This is a genomic window from Lentzea flava, assembly GCF_014648475.1.
In the GTDB taxonomy this organism is placed as follows: Bacteria; Actinomycetota; Actinomycetes; order Mycobacteriales; family Pseudonocardiaceae; genus Lentzea; species Lentzea flava.
On the sequence record NZ_BMRE01000049.1, the window covers coordinates 1 to 24,963 of the forward strand.

22 protein-coding genes are annotated in these 24,963 nt (G+C 68.8%); 10 read left to right on the forward strand and 12 right to left on the reverse strand.

Annotated features, from left to right (window positions below):
* Positions 1-145 precede the first annotated feature (145 nt).
* Together IEZ09_RS36395 and IEZ09_RS47560 are read right to left on the reverse strand one after the other, a co-directional pair.
* On the reverse strand, positions 146-940 hold the full coding sequence (locus IEZ09_RS36395; protein WP_229813283.1) for a helix-turn-helix domain-containing GNAT family N-acetyltransferase: 795 nt from the start codon (positions 938-940) through the stop codon (positions 146-148).
* Positions 941-973: 33 nt separating this feature from the next.
* On the reverse strand, positions 974-2,416 hold the full coding sequence (locus tag IEZ09_RS47560; RefSeq protein WP_189258374.1) for a neutral zinc metallopeptidase: 1,443 nt from the start codon (positions 2,414-2,416) through the stop codon (positions 974-976).
* A 180-nt stretch (positions 2,417-2,596) separates the two neighbouring features.
* Between IEZ09_RS47560 and IEZ09_RS36405 the strand changes: the two genes are divergently transcribed.
* Both IEZ09_RS36405 and IEZ09_RS36410 read left to right on the forward strand, forming a co-directional pair.
* A complete protein-coding gene (locus tag IEZ09_RS36405) occupies positions 2,597-3,187 on the forward strand; it encodes a DUF6230 family protein (RefSeq protein WP_189258375.1) in 591 nt (196 codons plus the stop codon).
* Positions 3,178-3,612 (forward strand): DUF6114 domain-containing protein, encoded by a 435-nt coding sequence (locus IEZ09_RS36410; RefSeq protein WP_189258376.1) that lies wholly within the window; start codon positions 3,178-3,180, stop codon positions 3,610-3,612. The genes IEZ09_RS36405 and IEZ09_RS36410 overlap by 10 nt, the downstream gene beginning before the upstream one ends.
* Before the next feature lie 7 nt (positions 3,613-3,619).
* On the opposite strand, the gene IEZ09_RS36415 is transcribed toward IEZ09_RS36410, so the two are convergent.
* Complete coding sequence (locus tag IEZ09_RS36415; RefSeq protein ID WP_189258377.1) at positions 3,620-3,805, reverse strand: hypothetical protein; 186 nt, start codon at positions 3,803-3,805, stop codon at positions 3,620-3,622.
* Between the two features lie 46 nt (positions 3,806-3,851).
* On the opposite strand from IEZ09_RS36415, the gene IEZ09_RS36420 reads away from it, so the two are divergent.
* Both IEZ09_RS36420 and IEZ09_RS36425 read left to right on the forward strand, forming a co-directional pair.
* Positions 3,852-4,307 carry a hypothetical protein gene (locus IEZ09_RS36420; protein ID WP_189258378.1) on the forward strand — a complete coding sequence of 152 codons (456 nt, stop codon included), beginning with the start codon at positions 3,852-3,854 and terminating at the stop codon, positions 4,305-4,307.
* Positions 4,308-4,386: 79 nt separating this feature from the next.
* Positions 4,387-4,650 (forward strand): YrhB domain-containing protein, encoded by a 264-nt coding sequence (locus tag IEZ09_RS36425; RefSeq protein ID WP_189258379.1) that lies wholly within the window; start codon positions 4,387-4,389, stop codon positions 4,648-4,650.
* 4 nt (positions 4,651-4,654) lie between these two features.
* Here the strand turns inward: IEZ09_RS36425 and IEZ09_RS36430 are convergent, their stop codons facing one another.
* Positions 4,655-6,028, reverse strand: a complete 1,374-nt coding sequence (locus tag IEZ09_RS36430; RefSeq protein ID WP_189258380.1) for a neutral zinc metallopeptidase — start codon at positions 6,026-6,028, stop codon at positions 4,655-4,657.
* Between the two features lie 133 nt (positions 6,029-6,161).
* On the opposite strand from IEZ09_RS36430, the gene IEZ09_RS36435 reads away from it, so the two are divergent.
* Positions 6,162-6,860, forward strand: coding sequence for a DUF7850 domain-containing protein (locus tag IEZ09_RS36435; protein ID WP_189258381.1), 699 nt, complete (start codon positions 6,162-6,164; stop codon positions 6,858-6,860).
* On the opposite strand, the gene glgB is transcribed toward IEZ09_RS36435, so the two are convergent.
* The 4 genes from glgB to IEZ09_RS36455 form a co-directional block, all read right to left on the reverse strand.
* A complete protein-coding gene (gene glgB, locus IEZ09_RS36440; protein WP_189258382.1) occupies positions 6,789-8,954 on the reverse strand; it encodes a 1,4-alpha-glucan branching protein GlgB in 2,166 nt (721 codons plus the stop codon). The genes IEZ09_RS36435 and glgB overlap by 72 nt on opposite strands.
* A 4-nt stretch (positions 8,955-8,958) precedes the next feature.
* A complete protein-coding gene (locus IEZ09_RS36445) occupies positions 8,959-10,269 on the reverse strand; it encodes a maltokinase N-terminal cap-like domain-containing protein (protein ID WP_189258383.1) in 1,311 nt (436 codons plus the stop codon).
* 7 nt (positions 10,270-10,276) lie between these two features.
* Positions 10,277-12,085, reverse strand: coding sequence for a maltose alpha-D-glucosyltransferase (gene treS, locus IEZ09_RS36450; RefSeq protein WP_189258428.1), 1,809 nt, complete (start codon positions 12,083-12,085; stop codon positions 10,277-10,279).
* A gap of 84 nt (positions 12,086-12,169) precedes the next feature.
* Complete coding sequence (locus IEZ09_RS36455; protein WP_189258384.1) at positions 12,170-14,146, reverse strand: alpha-1,4-glucan--maltose-1-phosphate maltosyltransferase; 1,977 nt, start codon at positions 14,144-14,146, stop codon at positions 12,170-12,172.
* Positions 14,147-14,385: 239 nt separating this feature from the next.
* On the opposite strand from IEZ09_RS36455, the gene IEZ09_RS36460 reads away from it, so the two are divergent.
* The 5 genes from IEZ09_RS36460 (at position 14,386) to IEZ09_RS36480 (ending at position 21,122) form a co-directional block, all read left to right on the forward strand.
* Positions 14,386-15,921, forward strand: a complete 1,536-nt coding sequence (locus IEZ09_RS36460) for a serine/threonine-protein kinase (RefSeq protein ID WP_189258385.1) — start codon at positions 14,386-14,388, stop codon at positions 15,919-15,921.
* 14 nt (positions 15,922-15,935) lie between these two features.
* Positions 15,936-17,225: a serine/threonine-protein kinase gene (locus IEZ09_RS36465; protein ID WP_268247674.1), complete on the forward strand. Its 1,290-nt coding sequence runs from the start codon at positions 15,936-15,938 to the stop codon at positions 17,223-17,225.
* 115 nt (positions 17,226-17,340) lie between these two features.
* Positions 17,341-19,929 carry an alpha-glucan family phosphorylase gene (gene glgP, locus IEZ09_RS36470; RefSeq protein WP_189258386.1) on the forward strand — a complete coding sequence of 863 codons (2,589 nt, stop codon included), beginning with the start codon at positions 17,341-17,343 and terminating at the stop codon, positions 19,927-19,929.
* A gap of 301 nt (positions 19,930-20,230) precedes the next feature.
* Positions 20,231-20,776, forward strand: coding sequence for a hypothetical protein (locus IEZ09_RS36475; RefSeq protein ID WP_189258387.1), 546 nt, complete (start codon positions 20,231-20,233; stop codon positions 20,774-20,776).
* Between the two features lie 205 nt (positions 20,777-20,981).
* Positions 20,982-21,122 carry a hypothetical protein gene (locus IEZ09_RS36480; RefSeq protein WP_189258388.1) on the forward strand — a complete coding sequence of 47 codons (141 nt, stop codon included), beginning with the start codon at positions 20,982-20,984 and terminating at the stop codon, positions 21,120-21,122.
* On the opposite strand, the gene IEZ09_RS36485 is transcribed toward IEZ09_RS36480, so the two are convergent.
* The 4 genes from IEZ09_RS36485 to IEZ09_RS36500 form a co-directional block, all read right to left on the reverse strand.
* Entirely contained in the window at positions 21,115-22,242 is a 1,128-nt protein-coding gene (locus IEZ09_RS36485) for a hypothetical protein (protein WP_189258389.1), read from the reverse strand. The two genes, IEZ09_RS36480 and IEZ09_RS36485, sit on opposite strands and share 8 nt — an antisense overlap.
* Positions 22,243-22,279: 37 nt before the next feature.
* Complete coding sequence (locus IEZ09_RS36490; RefSeq protein ID WP_189258390.1) at positions 22,280-22,669, reverse strand: rhodanese-like domain-containing protein; 390 nt, start codon at positions 22,667-22,669, stop codon at positions 22,280-22,282.
* Positions 22,666-23,244, reverse strand: a complete 579-nt coding sequence (locus IEZ09_RS36495) for a cysteine dioxygenase (protein WP_189258391.1) — start codon at positions 23,242-23,244, stop codon at positions 22,666-22,668. Before IEZ09_RS36495 ends, IEZ09_RS36490 begins: the two co-directional genes overlap by 4 nt.
* A gap of 420 nt (positions 23,245-23,664) precedes the next feature.
* Positions 23,665-24,876 (reverse strand): L-tyrosine/L-tryptophan isonitrile synthase family protein, encoded by a 1,212-nt coding sequence (locus tag IEZ09_RS36500; RefSeq protein ID WP_189258392.1) that lies wholly within the window; start codon positions 24,874-24,876, stop codon positions 23,665-23,667.
* Between the last annotated feature and the right edge of the window lie 87 nt (positions 24,877-24,963).

Below are 24,963 nucleotides of genomic sequence, written 5' to 3' on the forward strand. Positions count from 1 at the left end.
GCCAAGGACTGCTCGGCTGCGCCATCGCTTGGGGCTCGGCTCCGCCTTCGCTGGCCTCGTCTTCGGCCTCGCCGCTCGGCTTCGCCTTCGCGAGAGATCCATCCATCCAATGGATGGCTGCGTGGCTGGCTGGATGTTGGGGCGCTCAAGGGCGGCGGCGTTCCAAGAGGACTGTGTCTCGCCATTTGCCGTGGTGCTGGGCGATTCGTTCGCGTACGCCCACCGTCCGGAACCCTGCTCGGTGGTGCAGGGCGATGCTGGCCCGGTTCTCCGGGAAGATCACGGCTTGCAGGGTCCACAGGTCGTCGGCGTCGGCGGCGGAGACCTGGTGGTGCAGCAGGGTTTTGCCCACGCCTCGGCCCTGGTGGGCGTCGCTCACGTAGATCGAGGTCTCGGCCACGCCGGAGTAGCACTCGCGGGCGGAGACGGGAGCGGCGGCGGCCCAGCCTGCGATCTGGCCGTCGACCACGGCGATCCAGCGGTGGTCTGGCAGCCACTTGGATTCCAGGGTGCGGCGGGAGGGCACTTCGGTTTCGAAGGTGGCGTTGCCTGTGGCTATGCCCTCGCCGTAGATGCGGCGGACGTCTGGCCAGTCGGCGGCGGTCATCGCGCGGACGGTTACGCCGGATACGGGGGACACCGAGCCTGTCGTCAGGGCGCCCATCACCGCGTCTGCGGCGTGCGGGAGGCCCGTGCAGCAGGCCGGGTTGACGGTGACGAGGGTGGTTGTGCCCTCGCGTTGGACTTGGACGAAGCCGACCTCGGCCAGTTTGCGGACGTGGTGGGAGCAGGTCGACTGGCTCACGCCCAGCAGGGTGGTCAGTTCGCCGACGGTCACCGGGCCTGGGGCTGAGGCCACGTGGTGCAGCAGGCGGACTCTGGTGGGGTCGGACAGGGTCGAGAACCACGAGGCGTAGGTCGCGGCTTCATCGGTCAGCACGGGAGGAAGTATCGACGTGCGTCGATGGAATTTTCAAATTGAATACTTCTTCACGCAGTACGAGGAGCCTCGGAAGAAGCCGTCGCCGAACGCTTCCACGCGGGCGAAGCCCGAGGGGACGGCTTTGCCGTTCACGTCGGAGGCGATCAGGCTGTTGTCGGCCAGGAGTTCGGCCACTGCCTCGTCGAGGTCGCCCGGGGAGAGCTTCAGGCCTGCGGCGGCGTCGGGGCGGTTGGTGAGGCCTGCCCAGGCGCCGGTCAGGCAGGCGGTGCGCTGGCCTGCGGCGTCGTCGTCCAGTTTGAAGCCCGTGGCGTGCTGGATCGAGAGGGAGAAGCGGGAGGCGATGACGGCGAAGGCCGCGAAGTCGCCGATGCCGCCCTTCGTGCCCTTCTTCGGGGGCGTGCCGATCTTCACCAGGGACGGGAGGTCCAGCTGGATCTGGTTGGTGGAGGGGCAGAACGAGGCCGGGGAGGTGGTTTGGGCGTCGGTGCAGGGTTTGATGCCGGTCTTGTCGACGGTGGGGAAGGCCGCGCCGCTCGACTTGTAGGCGTCGCGGAGGGACTCGTCGAGGGCCTTGAGGTACTTGTCCTGGTCGATCTTGGCGTTGCCACGGCCCTGGCCCTGGTCGGAGTCGGCCAGGTCGAAGGGGCGTTCGGTGATGCGTTTGTTGATCTCGGCCTCGTTCATCTCGGCGCAGCGCGAGGCGCCTCGGGTGAAGCCGAACTGGAAGGCCGACACGCGGTCGAAGGCGCTGCCGTGGGCGCCCTGCTTTTCGAAGGACGTGCCTGCCGCGTCGCGGATGAAGAACATCGTCTGCAGGACCTGGTTGAGGCCCTCGCCGGTGGAGAGTTCGAAGTGCTTGGACTTGTTCTCGGCGATCCAGCGCATGAAGACGCCGGTGTAGCAGTCGGCCTGCTGTTCCTTGACGATGGACGGGGTGTTGGCGCCGATGTTGGAGGCCGCGCCCAGTTTGTACTGGACGGCGTGGCCCATCTCGTGGGCCAGGACGGTGACCACGGCCATGGGGCCGAAGGCGTCCTTGAGCATCGGGAGGAGTTCGCCGCGGTCCCACGTGATGCTGTCGTCGAGGGCGCAGTAGAAGGCGTTGGCGATGCCCGCGGTGTTGAGCTTGCAGACCTCGACGCCCTTGCCGGCCGAGTCGTAGGAGATGAAGCGCTTGACCGGCTCGAAGGTCTTGCCGGGGAACGAGTTCGGGATCTCGGCCTTCCAGAACTCCTGCACGTCGGCCAGGGTGTTGATGGCCAGCTGGTCCATCTCGCCGCCGTCGCCGTTCTCGACGCTCAGATCGGCGTCCGGCACGCCGCGCTTGGGGCCGGACGGGCCGTTGGAGATCTCCAGGCCCGCCACCTTCGTGGGATCGGGGCGTTCGCCCTTCGGTGAGCCCTCGACCACGGAAGCGCAGGCGGTCAGCGCCGCGGTCGCGGCCAGTGCGACGGCGATTCGTCCGATCCCCATGACCAGACCCTACTAAGCGTGGTTCATACCGCTGGCGCAAGGACCAGGGGCCAAACGTGAAACCGTCTCACCCTCAGGGGTGATTTCAAGACTGCACGGACTCGTTTTCGTTGTCCTGCCTATGTTTCGGAGCGCACAGTCCCACCCTGCAAGCCTTCGGTGTGGAAGGAGTTTGGCGGTATGGGTAGAACGCGCTGGGCACGGTTCGTCGGGGTGCTCGGTATCGGGGCCGTGGGTGCCGGTGCCCTCCTCTTCGGCATGTCCCAGGGAGCGCTGGCCGCCTCGTTCGCGGTGTCCGGCCAAGATTTCAAGGTGTCCGCCGACTCACTGGACGGCAAGGGATTCGTCCAGTTCGGTGGGGTCGACGCGGGTGCGGGCAAGGTGCACGTCGTCGCGGTCAGCGGCTTCAAGACCGCCTCGCTGAACAAGTTCTGTCAGTCGGTGTTCGTCGCCAACATGCCGATCGTGGGCGATGTGACGATGCGCATCACCGCGGACGGCGTCGGCGGCATGTCGGCCGACAACCTGGTCGTCAACCTCACCGATCTTTCCGGTGACCTGGAGCTCGGTGCTCCCGACATCGGCATCGACGCGAGCAAGACCACCAAGGGGCCGGACGGCCTCAAGGGCCTGCCGGGCTCGTTCGGTCTGCAGGCCGACTCGGCGAAGATCACCGGGCTCAAGCAGACCGCCTGGTCCACCACGGCCCAGACCATCAGGTTCAAGGGCATGAACCTGACCATTCGCCAAGGGAAGCAAGAGTGCTTCTGAGGGTCTGGCGCCGCTTCACCGCGTGGCGACGTGGCCGGCCCTTCTGGGCCGGCCTGTTCGTGGCCGTGGGTGCGCTCATCATCCTGTTCCCGCCGTACGCCAACCTGAAGTTCGGCGACATGGTCATCTCCATCCAGACGCTCGGTGGCGTGTCCGCGTTGCTGATCGGCGCGTTGCTGGTCATCTGCGCGGTGGCGTTGTGGGTGGCGCCGAAGTTCCGGCTCGCGGCGGGCATCGTCACGGTGCTGCTGTCGCTGGTCGCGCTCGTCGTGACCAACCTCGGCGGCTTCCTCTTCGGCACCCTCTTCAGCCTGCTCGGCGGCGCGCTCGCCGTGGCCTGGACGGATGCCCCCAAGAAGCAGAAGAAACCCAAGGGCGGTGCCGAACCGGCCACGGAGACGACCCAGAGGGTTCAACCCACATGATCCGGACTCAGCCGATGGCCGCGGTCGCGATGGTCGCGGTGCTGGCGCTGCAGCCGCCGTCGAGTTCCGAGCCGCCGCCCCCGAGCAGCAGTTCACCGGCTCCGACGACGAGCTCGGAGCCGCCTCCTGTCTCCAGCAGCAGCGCCACTCCACCGCCGTCGTCGTCGTCCGTGCCGACCCCTCCGCCGAGCACGGAGCCGCCGCCGACGTCGGCGCCCCCGCCACCGGCCCCTGCCCCGGTGGCGGGCGGAGGACGTGAGTGGACGCTGAACGCGTCACGGCTGGAGCTCGGCGGGCTCAACTTCGTCGGTGTCGTCGACGCGGTGCTGAACGGCCAGGTCATCAAGGTCCTGAAGTTCACGACGACGGACATAAAGATCAGGGACCTGGTCCAGTCGGCCGAGGTGTCGCCGGGCGTCAAGCTCGTCACGACGGCGCGCCCCGGCAGCACGTCGACGGTCTCGTCCGGGCGGATCGAGCTGTTCACGATCCAGCTCAAGGGCAACCTGGACATCCTCGGCATCAAGATCCCGGTGGACTACACGGCAGCCCACCCTCCGCCCCTGAACGTGCCGTTCGTGACGTTCACCGACGTGACGGTGCGCAACACGGACCTCAAGGGCGGCAAGCTCACGATCCCCGGCGCGCGGATCTCCGTGGTGGCGGCGCCGCAGGCCCCGGTCGAACGCCGCTGACGCCCGCAAAAAGCCCTGAAGCCCGCACACGCCATGAGGCTGTGCGGGCTTCAGTTCATCCCGGGGCATCATCTACCGGGTGACGGGCGCACCGGCCGAATTCCGGCACAGAGCTGACGCACTCATCGGCGATCTCTATGCGGACGAGGAGCTCGACGTGGTGATCACCGGTGAGCACGAGTACGAGACGGCCTGGGTGTTCAGCTACAACACCAAGGCCTACGTGGAGACGGGGAAGATCAGGCACGCGCTCGTGGGCAACGGTCCGTTGATCGTTCCCAAGGACGGTTCGCCGCCCAGGTTCGCGGCCACGGCCCACCCGCTGGACGACCAGGTGCGGTGAAGGACTAGAGGCCGCACTTCTTCGGGCCCTCGAACACGCCCTCCCGGAACCGCGCCACCCGCGCGAACCCCGGATCCACGGCGTCACGGCCGCGCGAGTCGCGGGCCGCGTAGTCGAAGCGCAGCAGCACCGTCACGGCCTCGTCGAAGTCGCCGGGTGACAGTCCGAACTCGCTGCCCTGACGCTGGAACACCGCACCGGTGTACGCGCCAGCCAGGCACAGCACCGCGGCCGACGCCTCCTCACCCTCCACCGGCTTGCCCATCACGGCCAGCTCGGCCATCGCGTACCGGGTCGCGATCAGCGTGCCGGTCGCGTAGTCGCCGAGCTCCTTGTGCAGCTGCGGCAGCTCGTCCTTGGTGTCGATCTTGATCGTCTTGTCCGACGGGCAGTACGCGACCGGGCCCTGGTCGCCGGAGCAGGTCGGCTCGGTCTTCGAGGACTCGGCGCGCGGCGAGGGCCAGGTCTTGCCCGCGGCCGTGGCCAGGGTCTTGAAGTAGCCGTCGAGGTCGGGCGTCACCGACTCGAGCATCTGCGCGAACGGCAGGTTGCCGCCGTTCGCGCGGTCCGTGACGGTCGTGAACGCGCGCTGCGTGAACGTGCGGTTCTGCACCGACATCGCCGCGCAGAACTTCGTGCCCTGCTCGTAGCCGTCCTGGAACGCCGCCACGCGGTCGAACGCGCTGCCGTGCGCCTGCTCGTCCTCGGGTGAGGTGCCGACCGGGTCGCGGAACGTGATCAGCGCGCCCAGGGCCTTGTCCAGGGCGTCCGTGCCGATGTCCAGGCGCTTCGACTTGCCGTCGGTCACGTTGCGCACGAACGAGCCCGCGAAGCAGTCCGCCTGGGCCTCGGTGAGGATCGTCGGGTACTTGTCCGGCTCGCGGCGCTCGGCCTCCGGCGTGATGCCCATGCGGTTCTGCACCGCGTGACCGATCTCGTGGGCCAGCACGACGACGACCGCGGCCTCGCCGAAGCGGTCCTGCAGCACCGGGAGCAGCGACGCGCGGTCCCAGGCGATGGCGTCGGCGGCCGGGCAGTAGAACGCGTTGCCCTCCACGTCGGCGGCCTTCTGGGTGCACGGCGGCGGCTTCGCGGTGGCGTCGGCCGTGTCGACCGAGTAGTAGCCGCCGGTCAGCTTCTTCCACGGCTTGTTGAACGTCTGCTGGAACGACTGCGTCCAGAACTCGTCGATGTCGGTGAGCGCGGTGGCGGCCAGCTTGTCGATCGGGCCGTTGTCCGAGCCGCGCACCTGCACGGTCTCGGTCGAGGCCTCCTTCTTCACCACCTTGGCGGCACGCGGGCGTCCCGGGATCTCCGCGGTGCACCCCGCGGCGAGCAGGGCGGTGAGGACGATCAGCACGACGCTGCGGAGCGGCATGAGCCCATTGTGCCTGGCGCTCGGCTTGAGGGACGGCCTACTCGGCGAACTCAGGCGCATACAAGAGGCAACGTGCGGATCACCGGAGAGGTTCACCGAGCCGTGATCCGGCCACCGACCTACATTTCCAGGTGTGCGCGAATTGCTTTGCGCCCTGATGTTCCTCGTCGGCCCTCCCACCGGGGCCGATCCGGGCATGCCCGGCTGCATCGGGGGCATCGCGCCGGACCCGCGCCACGGCGTGATCACCGGGCCCGGCACCGTCGGTACGAGCCTGAAAGCGGTCCCGGGAGGCGTCTACGACCTGAGCGTCTGGTCGGGCAGCACGAAGCCGGGACCGGCGACCGCGACCGGCCTGCAGTTCCTCGACGAGGCCGGTGCCCAGACCGGGCGCACCTACGCCCGGCGGCCGACGCAGGCGAAGCCGAAGAGGTACAACAGCTACGGCATGATCGCGCCACCGAAGGCGGCCACCGTCCGGTTCTTCGCCACGACGAACACCGAGATCCACTGGGAGTGCGTCTTCCTCCGGGTGTCCGCCTACGACCTGCGGCTCGAAGCGGGGCAGGACACCCTGAAGATCACCGTCACCAACACCGGCAGCGTGCCGCTGACCAGCCTGAAGCTCACCGCCACCGGCTGCGCGGACACCCCGCCGTTCGACCTGACCGGCCAGGTCGTCCGCACCTGCGCCGGCATGACACCGGCCACGGCGACGGTATCCGGCGCGCTCTACTGGAACGGAGCGCTGCCGGACAGATCAGTCGCTCTCGGCGGCGGGGTCGGGAACCAGCCACAGCACACCGGCGGGTGGCAGCTGCAACACCGCTGAGTACGGCCGCCCGTGCCACGGCTTGGCCTCGGCGTCGACGCCACCGAGGTTGCCCACGCCGGAGCCGCCGTAGTGCGCCGCGTCGGTGTTGAGGAGCTCCTTCCACCGCCCGCCGGACGGCAGGCCGACCCGGTAGTCGTGATGCGGGGTCCCTGCGAAGTTCGCGACGCAGGCCAGCACCGAGCCGTCCTCACCGATCCGCAGGAACGACAGCACGTTGCCGCCGGAGTCGTTCGCGTCGATCCACTGGAACCCCTCGGGCGTGACGTCGTGCGAGAACAACGCCGCGGAACGCCGGTACACCGAGTTCAGATCGCGCATCAGCGACTGAATCCCCTGGTGCAGGCCTTCCTGCTCCACCAGGTGCCAGTCGAGCGACCGCGACTCCGACCACTCCTGCCGCTGCCCGAACTCACCGCCCATGAACAGCAGCTGCTTGCCCGGATGCGCCCACATGAACGCCAGCAACGACCGCACACCGGCGGCCTTGTTCCAGTCGTCACCCGGCATCCGGCCCCACAACGAGCCCTTGCCGTGCACCACCTCGTCGTGCGACAGCGGCAGCACGAAGTTCTCGCTCCACGCGTAGACCAGCGAGAACGTCATCTCGTTGTGGTGGAACGACCGGTGCACCGGCTCACGCGACAGGTAGTGCAGCGTGTCGTGCATCCAGCCCATGTTCCACTTGAAGCCGAACCCGAGCCCGCCCAGGTGCGTCGGCCGCGTCACGCCCGGCCACGCCGTCGACTCCTCGGCGATCATCACGATGCCGGGGTGCCGCCGGTAGACCGTCGCGTTCAGCTCCTGCAGGAACCGCACGGCGTCGAGGTTCTCCCGGCCGCCGTACTCGTTCGGCAGCCACTGGCCCTCCGGCCGCGAGTAGTCGAGGTAGAGCATCGACGCGACGGCGTCCACTCGCAGCCCGTCGAGGTGGAACTCCTCGATCCAGTACAGCGCGTTGGCGACGAGGAAGTTGCGGACCTCGTTGCGCCCGAAGTCGAAGACGTACGTGCCCCAGTCGAGCTGCTCGCCGCGGCGCGGGTCGGCGTGCTCGTACAGCGCCGTGCCGTCGAACTTCGCGAGCGCCCAGCTGTCCTTCGGGAAGTGCGCGGGCACCCAGTCGACGATCACGCCGATGCCGCGTTGGTGCAGCGTGTCGACGAAGAACCGGAAGTCGTCCGGTGACCCGAACCGCGAGGTCGGCGCGTAGTACGAGGTGACCTGGTAGCCCCACGACCCGCCGAACGGGTGCTCGGCGATCGGCAGCAGCTCCAGGTGCGTGAAGCCCATGTCCTCGCAGTAGTCCGCGAGCTCGTTCGCGAGCTCCCGGTACCCGAGACCCGGCTTCCACGACCCGAGATGCACCTCGTAGATCGACATCGGCGCGTTCACCCACTGGGTGGCCTCGCGCCGGGCCTCCCACTCCGCGTCCTGCCACTGGTACTCGGACCGCGTGACGACCGAGGCCGTCTGCGGCGGCGTCTCCGTCGCGAACGCCATCGGGTCGGCCTTCTCGTGCCACACACCGTCCGCGCCGAGGATGCGGAACTTGTACCGCGAGCCCACCGGCACGTTCGGCAGGAACACCTCCCACACACCGCTGGAACCCATGGAGCGCAACGGGTTCGCGCGTCCGTCCCAGCCGTCGAAGTCGCCCGTCACGCGCACACCGCGCGCGTTCGGCGCCCACACCGCGAACGACACACCGGTGACGTCACCGGAAGTCGTTTCGTAGGAACGGACATGCGCACCGAGCACGTCCCACAGCCGTTCGTGCCTGCCCTCGCCGATCAGGTGCAGGTCGAGCTCACCCACCGTCGGCAGCCACCGGTACGGGTCGTCGACCTCGACCGTGTGGTCGCCGTAGGACACCAGCAACCGGTAGTCGCCGGGTGCTTCCGGCAGCTCGCCCTCGAAGAGCGCGTCGGCGATGCGCGGCAGCTCGACCTGCTTGTCACCCCACGACACCGCGACCGACGTGGCACCGGGCCGCAACGCCCGCGCGATCACCTGATCACCGACGGTGTGCACGCCCAGCACCGAGTGCGGGTCGTGGTGGGCACCGGCCAGAATCCGGTCCAGGTCGGCCTTCACGGGCTCACTCTCCTCCGCTAGTCATGCGGGCGATCGACGACAGCGGCACCGTCAACCACTCCGGCCTGTTCGCGTGCTCGTACGCGACCTCGTAGACCGCCTTGTCCAGCTCGAACGCGCGCAGCAGGTGCGTGTTGTCCCGCGGATCGGCCGCCACCTCGGCGTAGCCGTCGCAGAACGCCGCCCGGTTGCGCTTCGTCCACTCCATCGCGCGGTAGGCGAGCTGGTCGTCGTCGGGCTGGCCGATGAGCAGCTGGCGTGCCGCGTAGTCGAACGACCTCAGCATCCCCGCCACGTCCCGCAACGGCGACTTCAGCGCGTTGCGTTCCGCAGCGGGTGCCGCCGGCTCGCCCTCGAAGTCGATCAGCAGCCAGCCGTGCACGGTCCGCAGCACCTGGCCGAGGTGCAGGTCGCCGTGGATGTGCTGGATCGGGATGGCCCCGATGTGCTGCCGTGCCTCCCCGAACGCGGCGCGCAGCGGTTCCTCGTAGCGGCCCAGCTCCGGCACCGCGTCCAGCACGGTGTCCAGCCGCCGCTGCATGCCCGCGATGGCGTGCGTGATCGCGTCCTCGTCCGCCAGCCGCGTGCCGAGCGCCTCGGCGAGGTCGGCGTGCACCTGCGCGACCGCGTGGCCCAGGCGGCAGGCCTCACCCGCGAAGTCGCCGCCGACCTCGTCGGCGTGCAGGTCGGCCTCCGCCATCAGGTCGCGCACCGAGGTCTTGGCCATGTCCCAGCCCTCGACCGCGTCCGGCAGGAACTCCTGCAGCATCGCGAGCGTGACCGGGTCGCCGTCCAGTTCGGTCGAGATCCAGCCCAGCGGCAGGGCGATGTGCTCGCAGCCGACGGACCGCAGCGCCCGGTGCATCACCAGGTCGCGGTTCTCGCCGCGGGCGAGCTTGCGGAAGATCTTCAGGATGTACTGCTGGCCGTAGATCACCGAGGTGTTGGACTGCTCGACGCCGATCGGCCTGCCGCGCAACGACGTGCGCAGCTCGACGCCTTCCTCGTGCGCGAACGTGATGCCGTCCACGCGTTCCCCCGCCGCGATTTTGGCCAGTAACAAGCCGTTGCGGTCGGGATCGGCCGTGGCGTCGAAGCCGTCGGAGTGCTCGCTGATGATCAGCTGGTACTCCTCGGTGCGGCCTGGCTGCTCGACCTCGACGATCGCGTGCACCACGTCGTCGGCCAGCGGGGTCGTCCGCAGTGGACGGACGGCGGTGACCGGGCGGTCCTTGCCGCCGAACCAGCGCAGCGTGGGCAGGACGTCGGGCAGTGTGGTGACCAGCTTGTCGGTGAGCTCGTCGGGATCAATCACGCGCGATTCACCTCATTTCGCCGTCGTCGCCCGCCTCTACCAGCTGGAACCAGTAGAAACCGTGACCGGGAAGGGTCAGCAGGTAAGGGAGTTCCCCGATCGCCGGGAACTTGACACCTCCTGTGAGCTCCAGCGGCGTGTAGTCGCGGTGCTCGGAGAGGTCGAGTTCGACCGGTTGCGGGAAGCGTGACAGGTTGTTCACGCAGAGCACGATGTCCTCGCGTCCGTCCGGTCGCTTCCACAGTCGTTTGTAGGCGAGCACGCTCGGGTTCGAGCCGCCGAGCTCGCTGAAGTCGCCCTCCGCGAACGCGTGGTGCTGCTTGCGCACCTCGATCATCCGGCGGGTCCAGTTGAGCAACGACGACGAGTTGTTGAGCTGCGCCTCGACGTTCAGGCCCTGGTAGCCGTAGACCGGGTCCATGATCACCGGCAGGTAGATGCGGCCTGGGTCGCAAGAGGAGAAACCCGCGTTGCGGTCCGGCGTCCACTGCATCGGCGTGCGCACGGCGTCGCGGTCGGCGAGCCAGATGTTGTCGCCCATGCCGATCTCGTCGCCGTAGTACAGAACGGGCGAGCCGGGCAGCGACAGCAGCAGCGCGGTGAACAGCTCGTGCTGGTTGCGGTCGTTCTCCAGCAACGGGGCGAGCCGCCTGCGGATGCCGATGTTCGCCTTCATCCGCGGGTCCTTGGCGTACTCCGCGTACATGTAGTCACGTTCTTCGTCCGTGACCATTTCCAGCGTCAGCTCGTCGTGGTTGCGCAGGAAGATGCCCCACTGCGCGTTCTCGGGAATCGCCGGCGTCTGCGCCAGGATCTCCGAGATCGGGAACCGCGACTCGCGCCGCACCGCCATGAAGATCCGCGGCATCAACGGGAAGTGGAACGCCATGTGGCACTCGTCGCCGCCGACCTCCGGATCACCGAAGTACTCCACGACGTCCGACGGCCACTGGTTCGCCTCGGCGAGCAGCACCCGGCCGGGGTACTCGTCGTCGACGACCTTGCGGCAGCGCTTGAGGAACTCGTGCGTGCGCGGCAGGTTCTCGCAGTTCGTGCCCTCCTCCTCGAAGAGGTACGGCACGGCGTCGAGGCGGAACCCGTCGATGCCGAGGTCCAGCCAGAACCGCAGGACGTCGAGCATGGCCTCCTGCACGTCCGGGTTTTCGTAGTTAAGGTCCGGCTGGTGGCTGAAGAAGCGGTGCCAGAAGAACTGGCCGCGCACCGGGTCGTACGTCCAGTTCGACGACTCCGTGTCGACGAAGATGATCCTCGCGTCCGCATAACGCGAGTCGTCGTCGCTCCACACGTAGTAGTCGCCGTACGGGCCGTCGGGGTTCTGCCGCGACTCCTGGAACCACGGGTGCGCGTCGGAGGTGTGGTTAAGGACGAGGTCGGTGATCACCCGGATCCCGCGCCGGTGCGCCTCCTCCAGCAGGTACACGAAGTCCTCGACGGTGCCGAACTCCGGCAGCACCGCGCGGAAGTCGCTGATGTCGTACCCGCCGTCGCGCAGGGGAGAGGCGTAGAACGGCGGCAGCCAGAGGCAGTCGACGCCGAGCCACTCCAGGTAGTCCAGCCGGGACGCGAGCCCTCTGAGGTCGCCTGTCCCGTCGCCGTTGGAGTCGCTGAACGCGCGGACCAGCACCTCGTAGAAGACGGCGCCCTTGAACCAGCTGGGGTTCGGCTTCGCCTGCTTCGCCGACTTGAAGTCCTCGGACTGGGGCTCGACGAGCATGCCGTGGTCGTCGATGGCCTCACCGGTGTGCGGAACACCTTCCAGCCCCAGTGCCGCGTCCGGACGGGTGTCTTCGTTCATGATCTCCCACCTCGTCGGGGGTGTGGTGTCCTCGATGAAGGGCTCCTTCATCCACTTCAGGTCGATGAAGGAGCCCTTCATCAATCAGCTGAAGCGGCGCTGCAGGCTCACGACGTGCGCGGTGGCACGCCACGGCTCGAGGCGGACGTAGTTGGCCTGTCCCCAGTCCCAGGTTTCGCCGGTGACCTCGTCGTGCGCGATCACCCGCTCGTGCCAGTCGAACCCGAGCGCGGGCAGGTCGAGGTACAGCGTGCCCTCCTGCGCGTTGTTCGGGTCGAGGCTCACGACCACGACGACCGTGTCGCCCGTCTCCGGATCGCGCTTGGAGTAGGCGATCAGCGCGTCGTTGTCGATGTGCTGGAACTTCAGCGTGCGCATCTGCTGGAGCGCCGGATGCGCCTTGCGGATGTGGTTCAGCTTGCGCAGCCACGGTTCGAGCGACCGCCCGTCCGCCAGTGCACGGGCGTAGTCCCGTGGCCGCAACTGGTACTTCTCGGAGTTGAGGTACTCCTCGCTGCCCGGCTTCACGGCTTCGTGCTCGAACAGCTCGTAGCCGCTGTACACGCCCCACGACGGGGCGAGCGTGGCCGCGAGGGCCGCACGGAGAGCGAACATTCCGGGGCCGCCGTGCTGCAGCGACTCGTGCAGGATGTCCGGCGTGTTCACGAAGAGGTTCGGCCGCGCCTCGTCCCAGTGGTCGCGGATGTCCTCGCCGAACTCGATCAGCTCCTGCTTGCCCGTCCGCCACGTGAAGTACGTGTACGACTGGGTGAAGCCGAGCTTGGCCAGGCCGTAGAGCCGCGCGGGACGGGTGAAGGCCTCGGACAGGAACAGCGTGTCCGGGTAGACCTCCTTGACCTTCCAGATGAGCCACTGCCAGAAGTCCGGCGGCTTGGTGTGCGGGTTGTCGACCCGGAAGATCCGCACCCCGTGCTCGCACCAGTAGAGCATCACGCGCAGCACCTCGTGGTACAGGCCCTGCGGGTCGAGGTCGAAGTTGATCGGGTAGATGTCCTGGTACTTCTTGGGCGGATTTTCGGCGTACGCGATCGTGCCGTCCGGGCGGGTGGTGAACCACTCCGGGTGCTTGAGCACCCACGGGTGGTCCGGCGCGCACTGCAGTGCGAAGTCCAGCGCGACTTCCAGGCCGAGCTCGTGCGCCCGCTCGACGAGAGCGTCGAAGTCCTCGATCGTGCCGAGCTGCGGGTGGATCGCGTCGTGGCCGCCCTCGTCCGAGCCGATCGCCCACGGGGAACCGGTGTCGTCGGGGCCCGCGACGAGAGTGTTGTTGGGGCCCTTCCGGTTCACTCGCCCGATCGGGTGGATCGGCGGGAAGTAGACGACGTCGAAGCCCATCGCCGCGACCCGGTCGAGCTCCTTGGTCGCCGTGGCGAACGTGCCGTGCACCGCCTGGCCGGTCTCGTCGATCCCGCCGGTGCTGCGCGGGAAGAACTCGTACCACGAGCCGTACGCGGCCTTCTTGCGGTCGCACCAGATCTTGTGCGTCCTGCCCTTGGTGATCAGCTCGCGCACCGGGTGCTCGAACATCACCTTCTGGACCTCGTCGGCCAGCGCGGGCGCGACGCGTTCGTTGAGGGGCCGGTCCTCGTCGCGCAGTGCTTCCGCCGCAGACGTGAGCAGGGCTCGCTCTTGCCTCCGATCGGGTCGGCGTGCCACCCGATCGAGTAGTTGTGCGCCGATTTCGAGATCGTTTGCGAGATCACCGGCGCCTTGTCCCGCCGCGATCTTCACCTCAACGGCGTGCTTCCAGGTGCCCCAGGGGTCACTCCACGCATCGATCCGGAACGTCCACGCGCCCTGGTGGTCGGGAACGATCGTCGCGCCCCAGCGGTCGAGGCCGATTCCGACCTCGTGCATTCTCGTCTGCCGGGCGACTCGGTCGTTCGGTCCGCGCCACGTCACTGTCGCCGCGAGCTTGTCGTGCCCCTCGCGCCAGACTGTCGCCTGGACCGGAATGTGTTCTCCCACAACGGCTTTGGCTGGATACCTGCCAGCCGACACCACCGGGGATACGTCGTCGATACCGAGCCGTCCACTCATCGGCAGCGCCTTTCCGCCGTGTCGCTCCGCGTCGCCCGTAATCCTGCCTTGCTCGATCAAGCAGCCCGTCAGCGGGTTACCCCTTGTAGATCCGTACCCCGCCGGTGTCGATCGCACACCTTGAGCGGTACGCGTGTCCAGGGTCTCCGGCCATCATGTGGCCGCCTCACGTTCTCGACATTGGACCGTTCGCGCCATACCCACGACGTTACGAAGGGGCTACGGGTACCGTCCCGCGCGTGAACAAGCTTGGCGACCGCTACGTTCTGCTCGACCAGCTCGGCGCCGGGGCGATGGGCGTCGTGTGGCGTGCACGCGACGAACTCCTGCACCGGGACGTCGCGGTCAAGCAGATGTTGCTGAACGACGTGCAGCCGCACGAGGCGCACGAGGCCGTCCAGCGCGCCATGCGGGAAGGGCGCATCGCCGCGCGCCTGCAGCACCCGAACGCGATCGCCGTGTACGACGTCGTGCTCGACAACGGCAAGCCGTGTCTGGTCATGGAGTACCTGCCGTCGAAGAACGTGTCCGCGATCCTCGACGAGCGCGGGCCGATGCCGCCTCTCGAGGCCGCCCGCATCGGGTCGCTCGCCGCCTCCGCGCTGGCCGCCGCGCACGCCGCGGGCATCGTGCACCGCGACATCAAGCCGGGCAACGTCCTCATTGGACGCGACGGCAACGTCAAGATCACCGACTTCGGCATCTCGCGCGCGCTGGGCGACGTCGCCGTGACCAAGACGGGCATGCTCGCCGGCACGCCCGCGTACCTCGCGCCGGAGCTCGCCCGCGGTGCCGAGCCCGCGCCGCCGTCCGACGTGTTCTCGCTCGGCGCCACCATCTACGCGATGACCGAGGGCGAGCCGCCGTTCGGCCGGAGCACCAACGACCTCGGCCTGCTCTACAAGGTCGCGCGCGGCGAGACCCGCCCGCCGATGCGGTCGGGCCCCCTCACGCCGTTGCTCGTGCGGCTGCTCGCCAACGAGCCGTCGCAGCGCCCGACCGCGGCCCAGGCGGCGGCGGAGCTGAAGGCGATCGCGGACGGCGTTCCCGTTCCGGCCACCACCGTGCTCCCTCCGCGCCCGATGACGCCGCCGTCCGGCACGGCCGTGATGCCGTCGTCGGGTCCTGGCACCCAGGGCCCGCGCACCATGCCGCCGCAGGGCCCGCGCACCCGGCCGCCCGCTCCGCTGGAGGAGCCGGAGCCGCCGCGCAGGAGCAACCGCGGGCTGGCCATCGCCGCCGTGATCCTCGGCGTGCTGCTGATCGCGGGCGTGGCGTACGCGATCATCCAGAACCAGGGCGACAAGTCCAGGGCGACCGACTCCGGCGCCTCGACCACGAAGCCGGCCTCGCAGACGCAGAGCGCTCAGCCGACCACGACCAACGCCAAGCCGACGACCACCAAGCCGGCCCAGACGACCGAGCCGAGCAAGCCGACCTCGGCACCGCCGGCGAGCAAGTTCACGAAGGCTCAGGTCACCCAGTTCGTGCAGCAGCACTACGCGAAGCTGCCGCAGAACGCGGCCGAGGCCGTCGAAGACTGGGACCCGGACCAGGCTCCGAGCGTGAACTCCGAGAAGCAGTACTGGGGCGACTACACCAAGGTCGCGATCAAGGGCCCGCCGCTGGTCACGGCGTCCGACGACGGCACCTTCACGGTGACGACGGCCCTGCAGCTGACCGAGGCGGAGACGAACAAGACCGTCACCGAGGAGCACACGCTCAAGATCGACGGCAAGGGCGAGAAACTGCAGATCGTCAAGGAGGACCGCTAGTAACCTCAGCGCCCGTGCAGACCCTTGCCGACAGGTACACCCTGCTCGAGCGCCTCGGCAGCGGCGCGATGGGAGTCGTGTGGCGAGCCCGCGACGAGATGCTCCACCGCGAGGTCGCGATCAAGCAGCTGTTGCTGCCCGATCTCGAGCCGAGGCAGGTCGAGGAGGCCTGTGAGCGGGCGATGCGGGAGGGCAGGATCGCCGCCCGGCTGCACCACCCGAACGCGATCGGGGTCTTCGACGTCGTGATCGAGGACGGCAAACCGTGCCTGGTGATGGAGTACCTGCCGTCCCGCAGCCTGTCGCAGGTGCTCAAGGAGCGGGGCACGCTGCCGCCGGAGGAGACCGCGCGGATCGGCGCACAGGTCGTGGCCGCGCTCGCCGCCGCGCACGAGGCGGGGATCGTCCACCGGGACATCAAGCCGGGAAACGTCCTCATCGGACACAACGGCAGTGTCAAGATCACGGATTTCGGCATCTCGCGTGCGGCCGACGACGTGGCGGTCACCAGGACCGGCAGGCTCTCGGGCACGCTCGCCTACCTCGCGCCGGAGCTGGCTCGCGGCGCGGAACCCGACCCGGCGGCGGACATGTTCTCGTTCGGGGCGACTCTTTACGCGATGACGGAGGGGCAGCCGCCGTTCGGGCGCACCGAGAACGAGTTCGGCCTGCTCTACAAGATCTCGACCGGACAGGTCACGCCGCCCGTCCGGTCCGGACCGCTGACGCCGCTGCTGACCCGGCTGCTGGCGATCGAGCCCGCGGACCGGCCGACCGCCGTGCAGGTGGCCGAGGAACTGGCGGCCCTCACCGGCCCTGCTCGCTCCCGGCGCCGGGCCCTGGTCCTGGTCGCCGCGGCCGTGCTGGTGTTGCTCGTCGCCGGGGGAGTGCTCGCGTCCTTCCTGCTCGGCCGCGACCGCTCGACGGCACAGAGCACGCCGCCCAGCACGTCCGCTGTGCCGGCCGCGCTCACCACCAAGGACGTCGACGCCTTCATCCAGCAGCACTTCGCCAAGCTGCCCAAGGACACCGCGGCCGCCCGGCAGGACTGGGTGCCGGAGTTCCGGCCGGCCGAGCAGACCGACGACCAGTTCTGGCAGCGGTACGAGGTGGTGGCGATCTACGGCGAGCCCCGGATCACCAGCACCGTGCAGGACGACCAGAGGTACGCCGTCGAGCTCGACCTGACGCTGCGCGAGCGGGGCGCCCGTGAGCACGACGTGTCGATCGAGGGTTTCCGGCTCGATCTCGTGGTCAGGGACGGCAGGCTGCTCATCGCCCATTCGCGCGAAGCGGGCGGCTGAATCCCCGTATCGGCTGCTCACGGGCGGTCCCCGTCTTGACCGGTTCTGCAAGTCGTTGCAGGTGTGACCGGGAACGTTGTCAGGCGTGCGGGGGTGGCAGGTAAGTTGCCTCGGCATGCGAGCACTTCGCCGGTTCACCGTCCGAGCCAGCCTGCCGGAGCCCCTGTCCGCGCTGAGCACGCTCGCCACCAACCTGCGCTGGACGTGGCACCCGCCCACGCAGGAGCTCTTCGCCTCGATCGACTCACGCGTCTGGTCAGAGGTCGGTGGCGACCCGTTGCGCCTGCTCTCCGTCGTGGACGCCGGAAAACTGGAGGCCCTCGCGAGAGACGAGCAGTTCCTGCTCAAGCTCCACGCGCTCGCCTCCGACCTGGAGCGCTACGTCGAGGGGCCGCGGTGGTACCAGCGGCGCCAGGACGAGATCGCCCAGCGGCGCGAGCACGGGTCGACCACCGACACGCCGTTGCCGACGAGCGTCGCGTACTTCTCGATGGAGTTCGGCGTGCACGAGGCGCTGCCGAACTACTCTGGCGGCCTCGGCATCCTCGCCGGTGACCACCTCAAGGCAGCCTCCGACCTGGGCGTTCCGCTGATCGCGGTCGGTCTGCTGTACCGGTCGGGGTACTTCCGGCAGTCGCTGTCGCTCGACGGCTGGCAGCAGGAGCACTACCCGCAGCTCGACCCGCGCGGCCTGCCGCTGGAGCTGCTCACCGAGCCGTCCGGGCTGCCGTTGCTGGTCCACGTGGCCATGCCGGGCGACCGGATGCTGCGCGCCAAGATCTGGCGGGCGCAGGTCGGCCGGGTGCCGTTGCTGCTGCTCGACTCGGACGTGGAGCAGAACGACGAGGACCTGCGCGGCGTCACCGACCGGCTCTACGGCGGCGACCAGAACCACCGCATCCGCCAGGAGATCCTCGCGGGCATCGGCGGCGTCCGGGCCGTGCGGACGTTCTGCGAGCTCACCGGCCACCCGCAGCCAGAGGTGTTCCACACGAACGAGGGCCACGCGGGCTTCCTGGGCCTCGAGCGGATCCGCGAGTACATCACCAACGACGGTCTCGACTTCGACCAGGCGCTCACGGCCGCGCGCGCCGGTGCGGTGTTCACCACGCACACGCCCGTGCCCGCGGGCATCGACAGGTTCCCGGTCGACCTGGTCCAGCACTACTTCGGGTCCGAGCAGCTCGTGCCCGGCGTGAACACCCAGCGGATCCTCGCGCTCGGCGCCGAGGACAACCCCGGCATGTTCAACATGGCCCACATGGGTCTGCGCCTGGCCCAGCGCGCGAACGGCGTGTCCAAACTGCACGGTGAGGTCAGCCGCGACATGTTCCGCGGCCTCTGGCCGGGCTTCGACGCCACCGAGGTGCCGATCGGGTCGGTCACCAACGGTGTGCACGGGCCGACGTGGGCCGCGACCGAGATGAGCAAGCTGCTCGGCGGGTCAGAAGCTGACAACCAGAGCTCCGGGCTCGGCATCGGCGCGTTCGAGCCGGTCACCGACGCGGGGCTGTGGGAGCTGCGGTCGACGTTGCGCGGCCGCCTGGTCACCGAGGTGCGGCGCAGGCTGCGCGAGTCGTGGTTGCAGCGCGGTGCGTCGGCGCTGGAGCTGGGCTGGACCGACTCGGTGTTCGACCCGGACGTGCTGACCGTCGGGTTCGCCCGCCGCGTGCCGACCTACAAGCGCCTCACGCTGATGCTGCGCGACCCCGAGCGGCTGCGTTCGTTGCTGCTGCACCCCGAGCGGCCCGTGCAGCTCGTGGTCGCGGGCAAGTCGCACCCGGCCGACGACGGCGGCAAGGCGCTGATCCAGCAGATCGTGCGCTACGCCGACGACGCGGGCGTGCGGCACCGGATCGTGTTCCTGCCGGACTACGACATGTCCATGGCCCGGTACCTGTACTGGGGCTGTGACGTGTGGCTGAACAACCCGATGCGCCCGCTGGAGGCGTGCGGCACGTCCGGCATGAAGGCGGCGCTCAACGGCGGCCTCAACCTGTCCATTCGCGACGGCTGGTGGGACGAGCTCTACGACGGGTCCAACGGCTGGGCGATCCCGACCGCGGACGGCGTCAGCGACCCGATCCGCCGGGACGACCTCGAAGCGAACGCCCTCTACGAGCTGCTCGGCTCGCAGGTCGCGCCGCTGTTCTACGACCGAGGCGAGGACGGCGTGCCTACCCGCTGGATGTCGATGGTCCGGCACACGCTGGCCTCGCTCGGACCGGTCGTGCAGGCCTCGCGCATGGTCCGCGACTACGTGGAGAGCTACTACGCGCCGGCGGCCGCGTCGGCGAACGGCGTGGTCGGCGACGGCTTCCGCGGTGCCAAGGAGCTGTCGGGCTACCGGCACCGGCTGCGCGCGTCGTGGACGCGGGTGCGGGTGCTCGACAGCGACCTGGTGCTCGGCGGCTCGTCGGTTCCGGTGCTGGGCGCGCCGGTCATCGTGCGGGCGCGGGTCGAGCTGGCCGGGCTGGAGCCGTCCGAAGTGGACGTCCAGGTCGTGCTCGGCAAGGTGTCCCACGACTCCGACGAGCTCTCCGACGTCGTCACCGCGCCGATGAACTACGCGGGCAACGGCAACTACGAGGCGGAGGTGCCGCTGCCGCACGCGGGCTCGCTCGGCTACACCGTGCGCGTGCTGCCTCGTCACCCTCTGCTGGCGTCTCCCGCGGAGCTCGGCAGGGTCGTTCTGGCCAGCTGACCTGGCCCGAGATCAACACAGGGCATCCAGTTCGCCTTCAAACGGCGGGCTGGATGCCCTGATGCGTTCGTCTTCTTTGTTTCCTGTTCACTGCTCGTGACCTGGTTCAGGCGCGTGTTCGATTCAGCGCCTTCCCTCAATCGAATGAGCCCTTTTTCGAGTGGGTGAATTCCCGATCTCCGCTGGTAGGGGTGCGTGTGCAGGCTTACGCTCTGTCGCATGGAATGAACCGCACCAGAATTCCCATGACGGCATTTCCGGCGCGGCTCCAGTGAATTGCGCATTGAGGAAGAAGGTAGCCGTGAAGAAAACGATTACCGCACTCTCGCTCGTCGCAGCTCTGTTCACCGCCTCCTCCGTACCGGCTGCCAGTGCGACGCCTGCCGCGCCAGAACTCCCAGCCGCCTGCGCCGGTCTCGTGACGGATCTCGCCGGGAAGCTCACGAAAGTCGTCGGAAGCCTGTTGCCCATTCCGAACGTGGGTGCGGTGACACCGCTGATCGGCGACTTGCTCGGGTTGGTCACAGCTCTGCAGGGCGCGGGATGTCTGCCGACACCGCCGGTGAGCGTGCCGGGAGTGCCACTGCCCACGAAGGCCGCCGAGTACAACGGTCCCGTCGACCAGTGTCTGCCGGTCGTGCTGAACCTGATCTCGTCCATCGCCGGTCTCGGCGGCACGATCCTGGGCGCTGCCAGCGGTGGCCTGCCTGACGTCGGCAAAATCACCGGGCTGCTGACGACGTTGCTGAAGACCGTCACCGACCTGCTGCAGAAGTGCGGTCTGCCGGCGCCGCCCGGCGGTCTGCCGGCGCTGCCCGGTCTGCCGCTGCCGGTCGAGAACAGCTGATCTCACGCGCGGGGTGGGAAAGGGCCCGTCACCGGTCTCGGTGACGGGCCCTTTCCCTGTGTGCATTCCGTAGTATTCCGTACAGCCGAGAATAGGTGATGCGACCAGCGCGGTCACCCGTTCGTGGCGGTCCAAGCGTTTTTCGGAATTGCACACAATGGTGCGACCGATTCGTTTTTGCTCGGATGATGTGGTTAGCCTGCGATTGCTCGATCCGCTGCTCGCAGGCATGGGCCTGTTCGCGTCGACGCACAGGCCGCTCACGGTCACCGTGCTGTCGGCCAACCCGTGGGCAACGGCAACGGTGGCGGCGGCAACAACGTTTCCTGATCTGTCGGTCAGCTGATCGCGAGACGGGCGCGGGTCGCCGCCACCCGCGGACTCCAGCCCGCGAGCTCGTGCGCTTCGGCTGCGAGCTCGCGGGCCTTCGCGTTGTTGCCGTCCGCCATCCACGCCCGCGCGATGGTGATCAGGTCGTCGGCACGTCCCAGCGCGTTCTCGCTGCTCTCGGCGGCCCACCCGGCCAGCTGCCGCGCCTTGGCGTAGTCGCCCTCGAGCAACGCCATGATCGCGAGCGTCCCGTGGGCCCGGTGCTTCGGATAGCCGGCCTCGTAGGCGTTGTTCAGCATGCTGCGGGCCGTCTCCAGCCCGACCTCGGCCGGGAACTGTCCCGCCTCCACCGCCAGCACCGCGACACCGGCGATGGTCGCCATGATGAACGCGACGTCGCGCGTGCTGACGTCCTCGCGCCCGTTCAACCCGATCACCGTCTGCAGCGCGTCCAGGTACTTCTCGCGGGCACAACTGGTCACGACCTTGAGCCCGACGACGGTGATCAGGTCCGGGTGGTCCCGCACCAGCTCGTCGTGGATCCGCTCGGCCTCGTCGAGGTCGCCGCGGTGGTAGGCGTCCATGCCCGCCAGCACCCGCGGCCGCACCTCCAGCTCGCGCAGCGGCCTGCCGGAGAGCTTCGGCAGGCTGAACACGAACCAGCCCAGGCTGGTGTGCCCCGGCTTCTCGATCGGCACGAGCTGCAGGACGAAGCACGCCGTCGCGGCCAGCGCCATGCCCTTGCCGAACGCCGACCCGGTCGCGAGCCAGGTCGCCGCCGCGATCGCCGCGGAGAGGACGACGGAGAACGCTCCGGTGAGGACGGTCCGCCGGCGCACGCCCGGCTTCAGCCCGGTGATGCCGACCGTGGCGAGCACCGGGAACGTGCGCAGCACGATCCGCCGGTGCGTCGTGGTCCACGACCTGAGCTCGCCGCCGACGCCGATGATCACGTGCGTGATCCGCAGTCCGAAGAGGACGGCGCCGAGCGCCAGGCCCGCCTGCACCGCCACGAGCTCCAGCAGCAGACCTGCCAGCGCCCCGGCGAGACCGGCGGGGAAGTCCGAGAGGGTCCAGACGATCGTGCCGGCCACCACCAGTGCCGTCACGACCCAGCGCACAACTGTCACGGTCACCAGACGCTACCGGCGTGGCAGCGGTTCCACGCGCGGTTCAGACGACGGCCTGGGATCCGCCCTCCCGGATCGGCAGGCCGGCCGCGCGCCAGCCGCGGTACCCGCCGACGAGGTCGGTGGCGTTGGCGAGCCCGATCCGTTGCAGATCACGCGCCGCCAGCGACGAAGCCCATCCCTCGTTGCACACCACGACCACCGTCGTGTCCGCGTCGAAGCCGGGCAGCCGCCAGTCACCGGCCGGGTCGAGCCGCCACTCCAGGACGATCCGCTCGACCACGACCGAGTTCTCGATCTCGCCCTCGGCCAGCCGGTTGTGGATCGGCCGGATGTCGACGATCAACGCGTCCTTCAGCCGGTGCAGCTCGTGCGGCTCCAGGCGCTTCAGGTGGGACCTTGCCTCTTCGACGAGGGTGTCGACGGTGCTCACGGGCCCTCCTGGTCGGCCAGCTGACGCAGTGCGGACAGGGGGAGACGCTGGGCGGGCAGCGGCGGGATCTCGTCGGGGATGTCGAGCAGCGACGCGTACTCGCGGGTCGGCACGAGCGGCGGCGAGTAGGCGTGCACGGTCGCGGCGGGCGCGGCGAACGGGTTCGTCACCTGGTGGGCCCGCCCCGAGCCGAAGCCCAGCGCGTCGCCGGTGGTGCGGACCGCGGTGCGGATCGGCCCGGCCGGGTAGCGGTAGTCCTCCTGCAACGCGCCGGTCAGCACGGTGAACGAGCCGGCGGAGCCGCCGTGGTCATGCGGCTCGGTGCCTTGGCCGGGCAGCCACGACAGCAGCCACAGCTCCACGCCCTCGGTCAGGCCGAGCCGCGCCCACCAGCGCCGTTCGGCCGAGTACTCGAGGATCTTCAGCAGGTCCGTGGTCAGCTCGCTCGCGACGAACGAGGTGAGGTCGCGCAGCTCGCGCGGCGTCCAGAGGGATCGGGACGGGTGGATCACGTCACGCAGCAGCTGGCTGTCCAGCTCCGGGTGCAGGTCGAATTCTGCGATGGTCGAAGTCACCGGCTCGCTCCTGATGGCCATGTCGGTACGGGGTGGCGATCAGACGCGACGCGAGGGCGCGGCCCAGCGGCTCAGCGCGCGCGTCGCGTCGAGCTACACCCGCACGACGCCACGAGCACGAGGTCGATCGTGCGGTCAGTCCAGCAATAGACCAGCACGTCGGTGATCGTGCCAGACGCTCTTGGAAGGTGGCTAGAGCGTCCACGACGTGGTCAGTGCCCTTCCCCAGCCCTCACGACAAGACGACTCCAACCCGTACTCAGCCCGACCACGGCCGCCGCCCCCGCCTCCTGTTGCCGAACGGCACGCGGGGCCCTTTCGTACTGTCAGAGCGGACGAAAGCGCCCCGCGTGCGCCGCGGTGAGGCTGGTGGGGAACATGTGGGTGACCTCACGGCGACACGAGTCTCTGACCGCCGCTCTAGTTGATCTCGCGGTAGTAGTAGGGGAACGGGTCGTTCGGGAGGTGCACCGGGATCGCGCCGCGCAGCTTGGCGTCGAGCTCGGTGCGCACCCGCCACTGGCCGTTGGGCTTCAGCACGGCCACGCCCTGCCACGGGAAGACGTTCGTGAACTTGTTGACCAGGTGGAAGCCCCACTGGCCGGGCTTCGGGTGCACGGTGCCGCGGATCGAGTGCGGGTAGTAGCGCGGCACCATGTTCATGACCCGCAACGTGTAGAGCGTCAGCGTGAAGCGCAACGCGTACTCGTCGGCGCGCTTCAGGATGTGGTCGCCCACCGCGCGCATCTCTTGTGCCGCTTCGGAAACGTCCTCACCGGCCACCGTGCGGGAGAGCACCTGACTGAGCAGGTGCACGGCCTCGGCGTGCGTGTTCATGTTGGCCGTGAGGTTGCGGACGAGGTACTTGCGATGCGCGTCGTCGGTGTTGTCCTGCCACCACTTGCGCAGTTTCGGTTCGAGGCGGGCCTTCACGTCGTCGAACTCGTCCTGCACCGAGGCGACGACGTCGTCGAGCATGTCGACCATCGTGATCGTCTTCTCGGCGTCGAGATCGCGGATCATCTGCTCGGCGTCGGCCCGGTAGCAGCGCGCCTCGTGGTCGCTGACGCCGAACAACGGCCCGTAGATCATGCCGTCGCTGATCACGTGCATCACCGCCCCCGGCTCGTGCACGAGGCTGATCGCGTGGCTCAGCTCGATCAGCCGCCGCAGGTTGAGCAGCTCGGCCATGTCGGGCGAGCGGCGGCGGACCTTCACCGGGTTGGGGATCTTGAACGGGTACGACGGCAGCGTCACCGGGATCGGCGTGCCCTGCTCGACGTGCAGGCGCAGGGTGTCCCGCCACAGCTCCCAGTTCTGCGGGAAGCGGGTCTTCTCGAGGCTGCCCGCCCGGTACCGCCCGCACGCCATGATCTCGAAGATCCGCCGTGCGGGGTCGTCGATCCTGGCGAGCTTCGAGCGGATCTTGCCGATGAACGTTTCGGCGTCGTTCAGCGCGGCCGCCCTGATCGACGCGTGGTCGATCGACTCGACGACCTCGGGCTCGGGTTCGGTCACCCCGAGCGCGGCCACTTCGCCGCGCACCGGTTCCGTCGGGCTGAGCATCACGAACCACGGGTCCACCGCTTCTTCGTCGAGCACGGCAGGGCCTGCGGTTGATTTGCTGGGCACGGCGTTCTCCCTCGCGGTTCGGCGATAAACGACTGCGGCGCGGAGTGGTTGCTATTGTCAGCAATGACCTCCGCTGCCGCCAAGGGG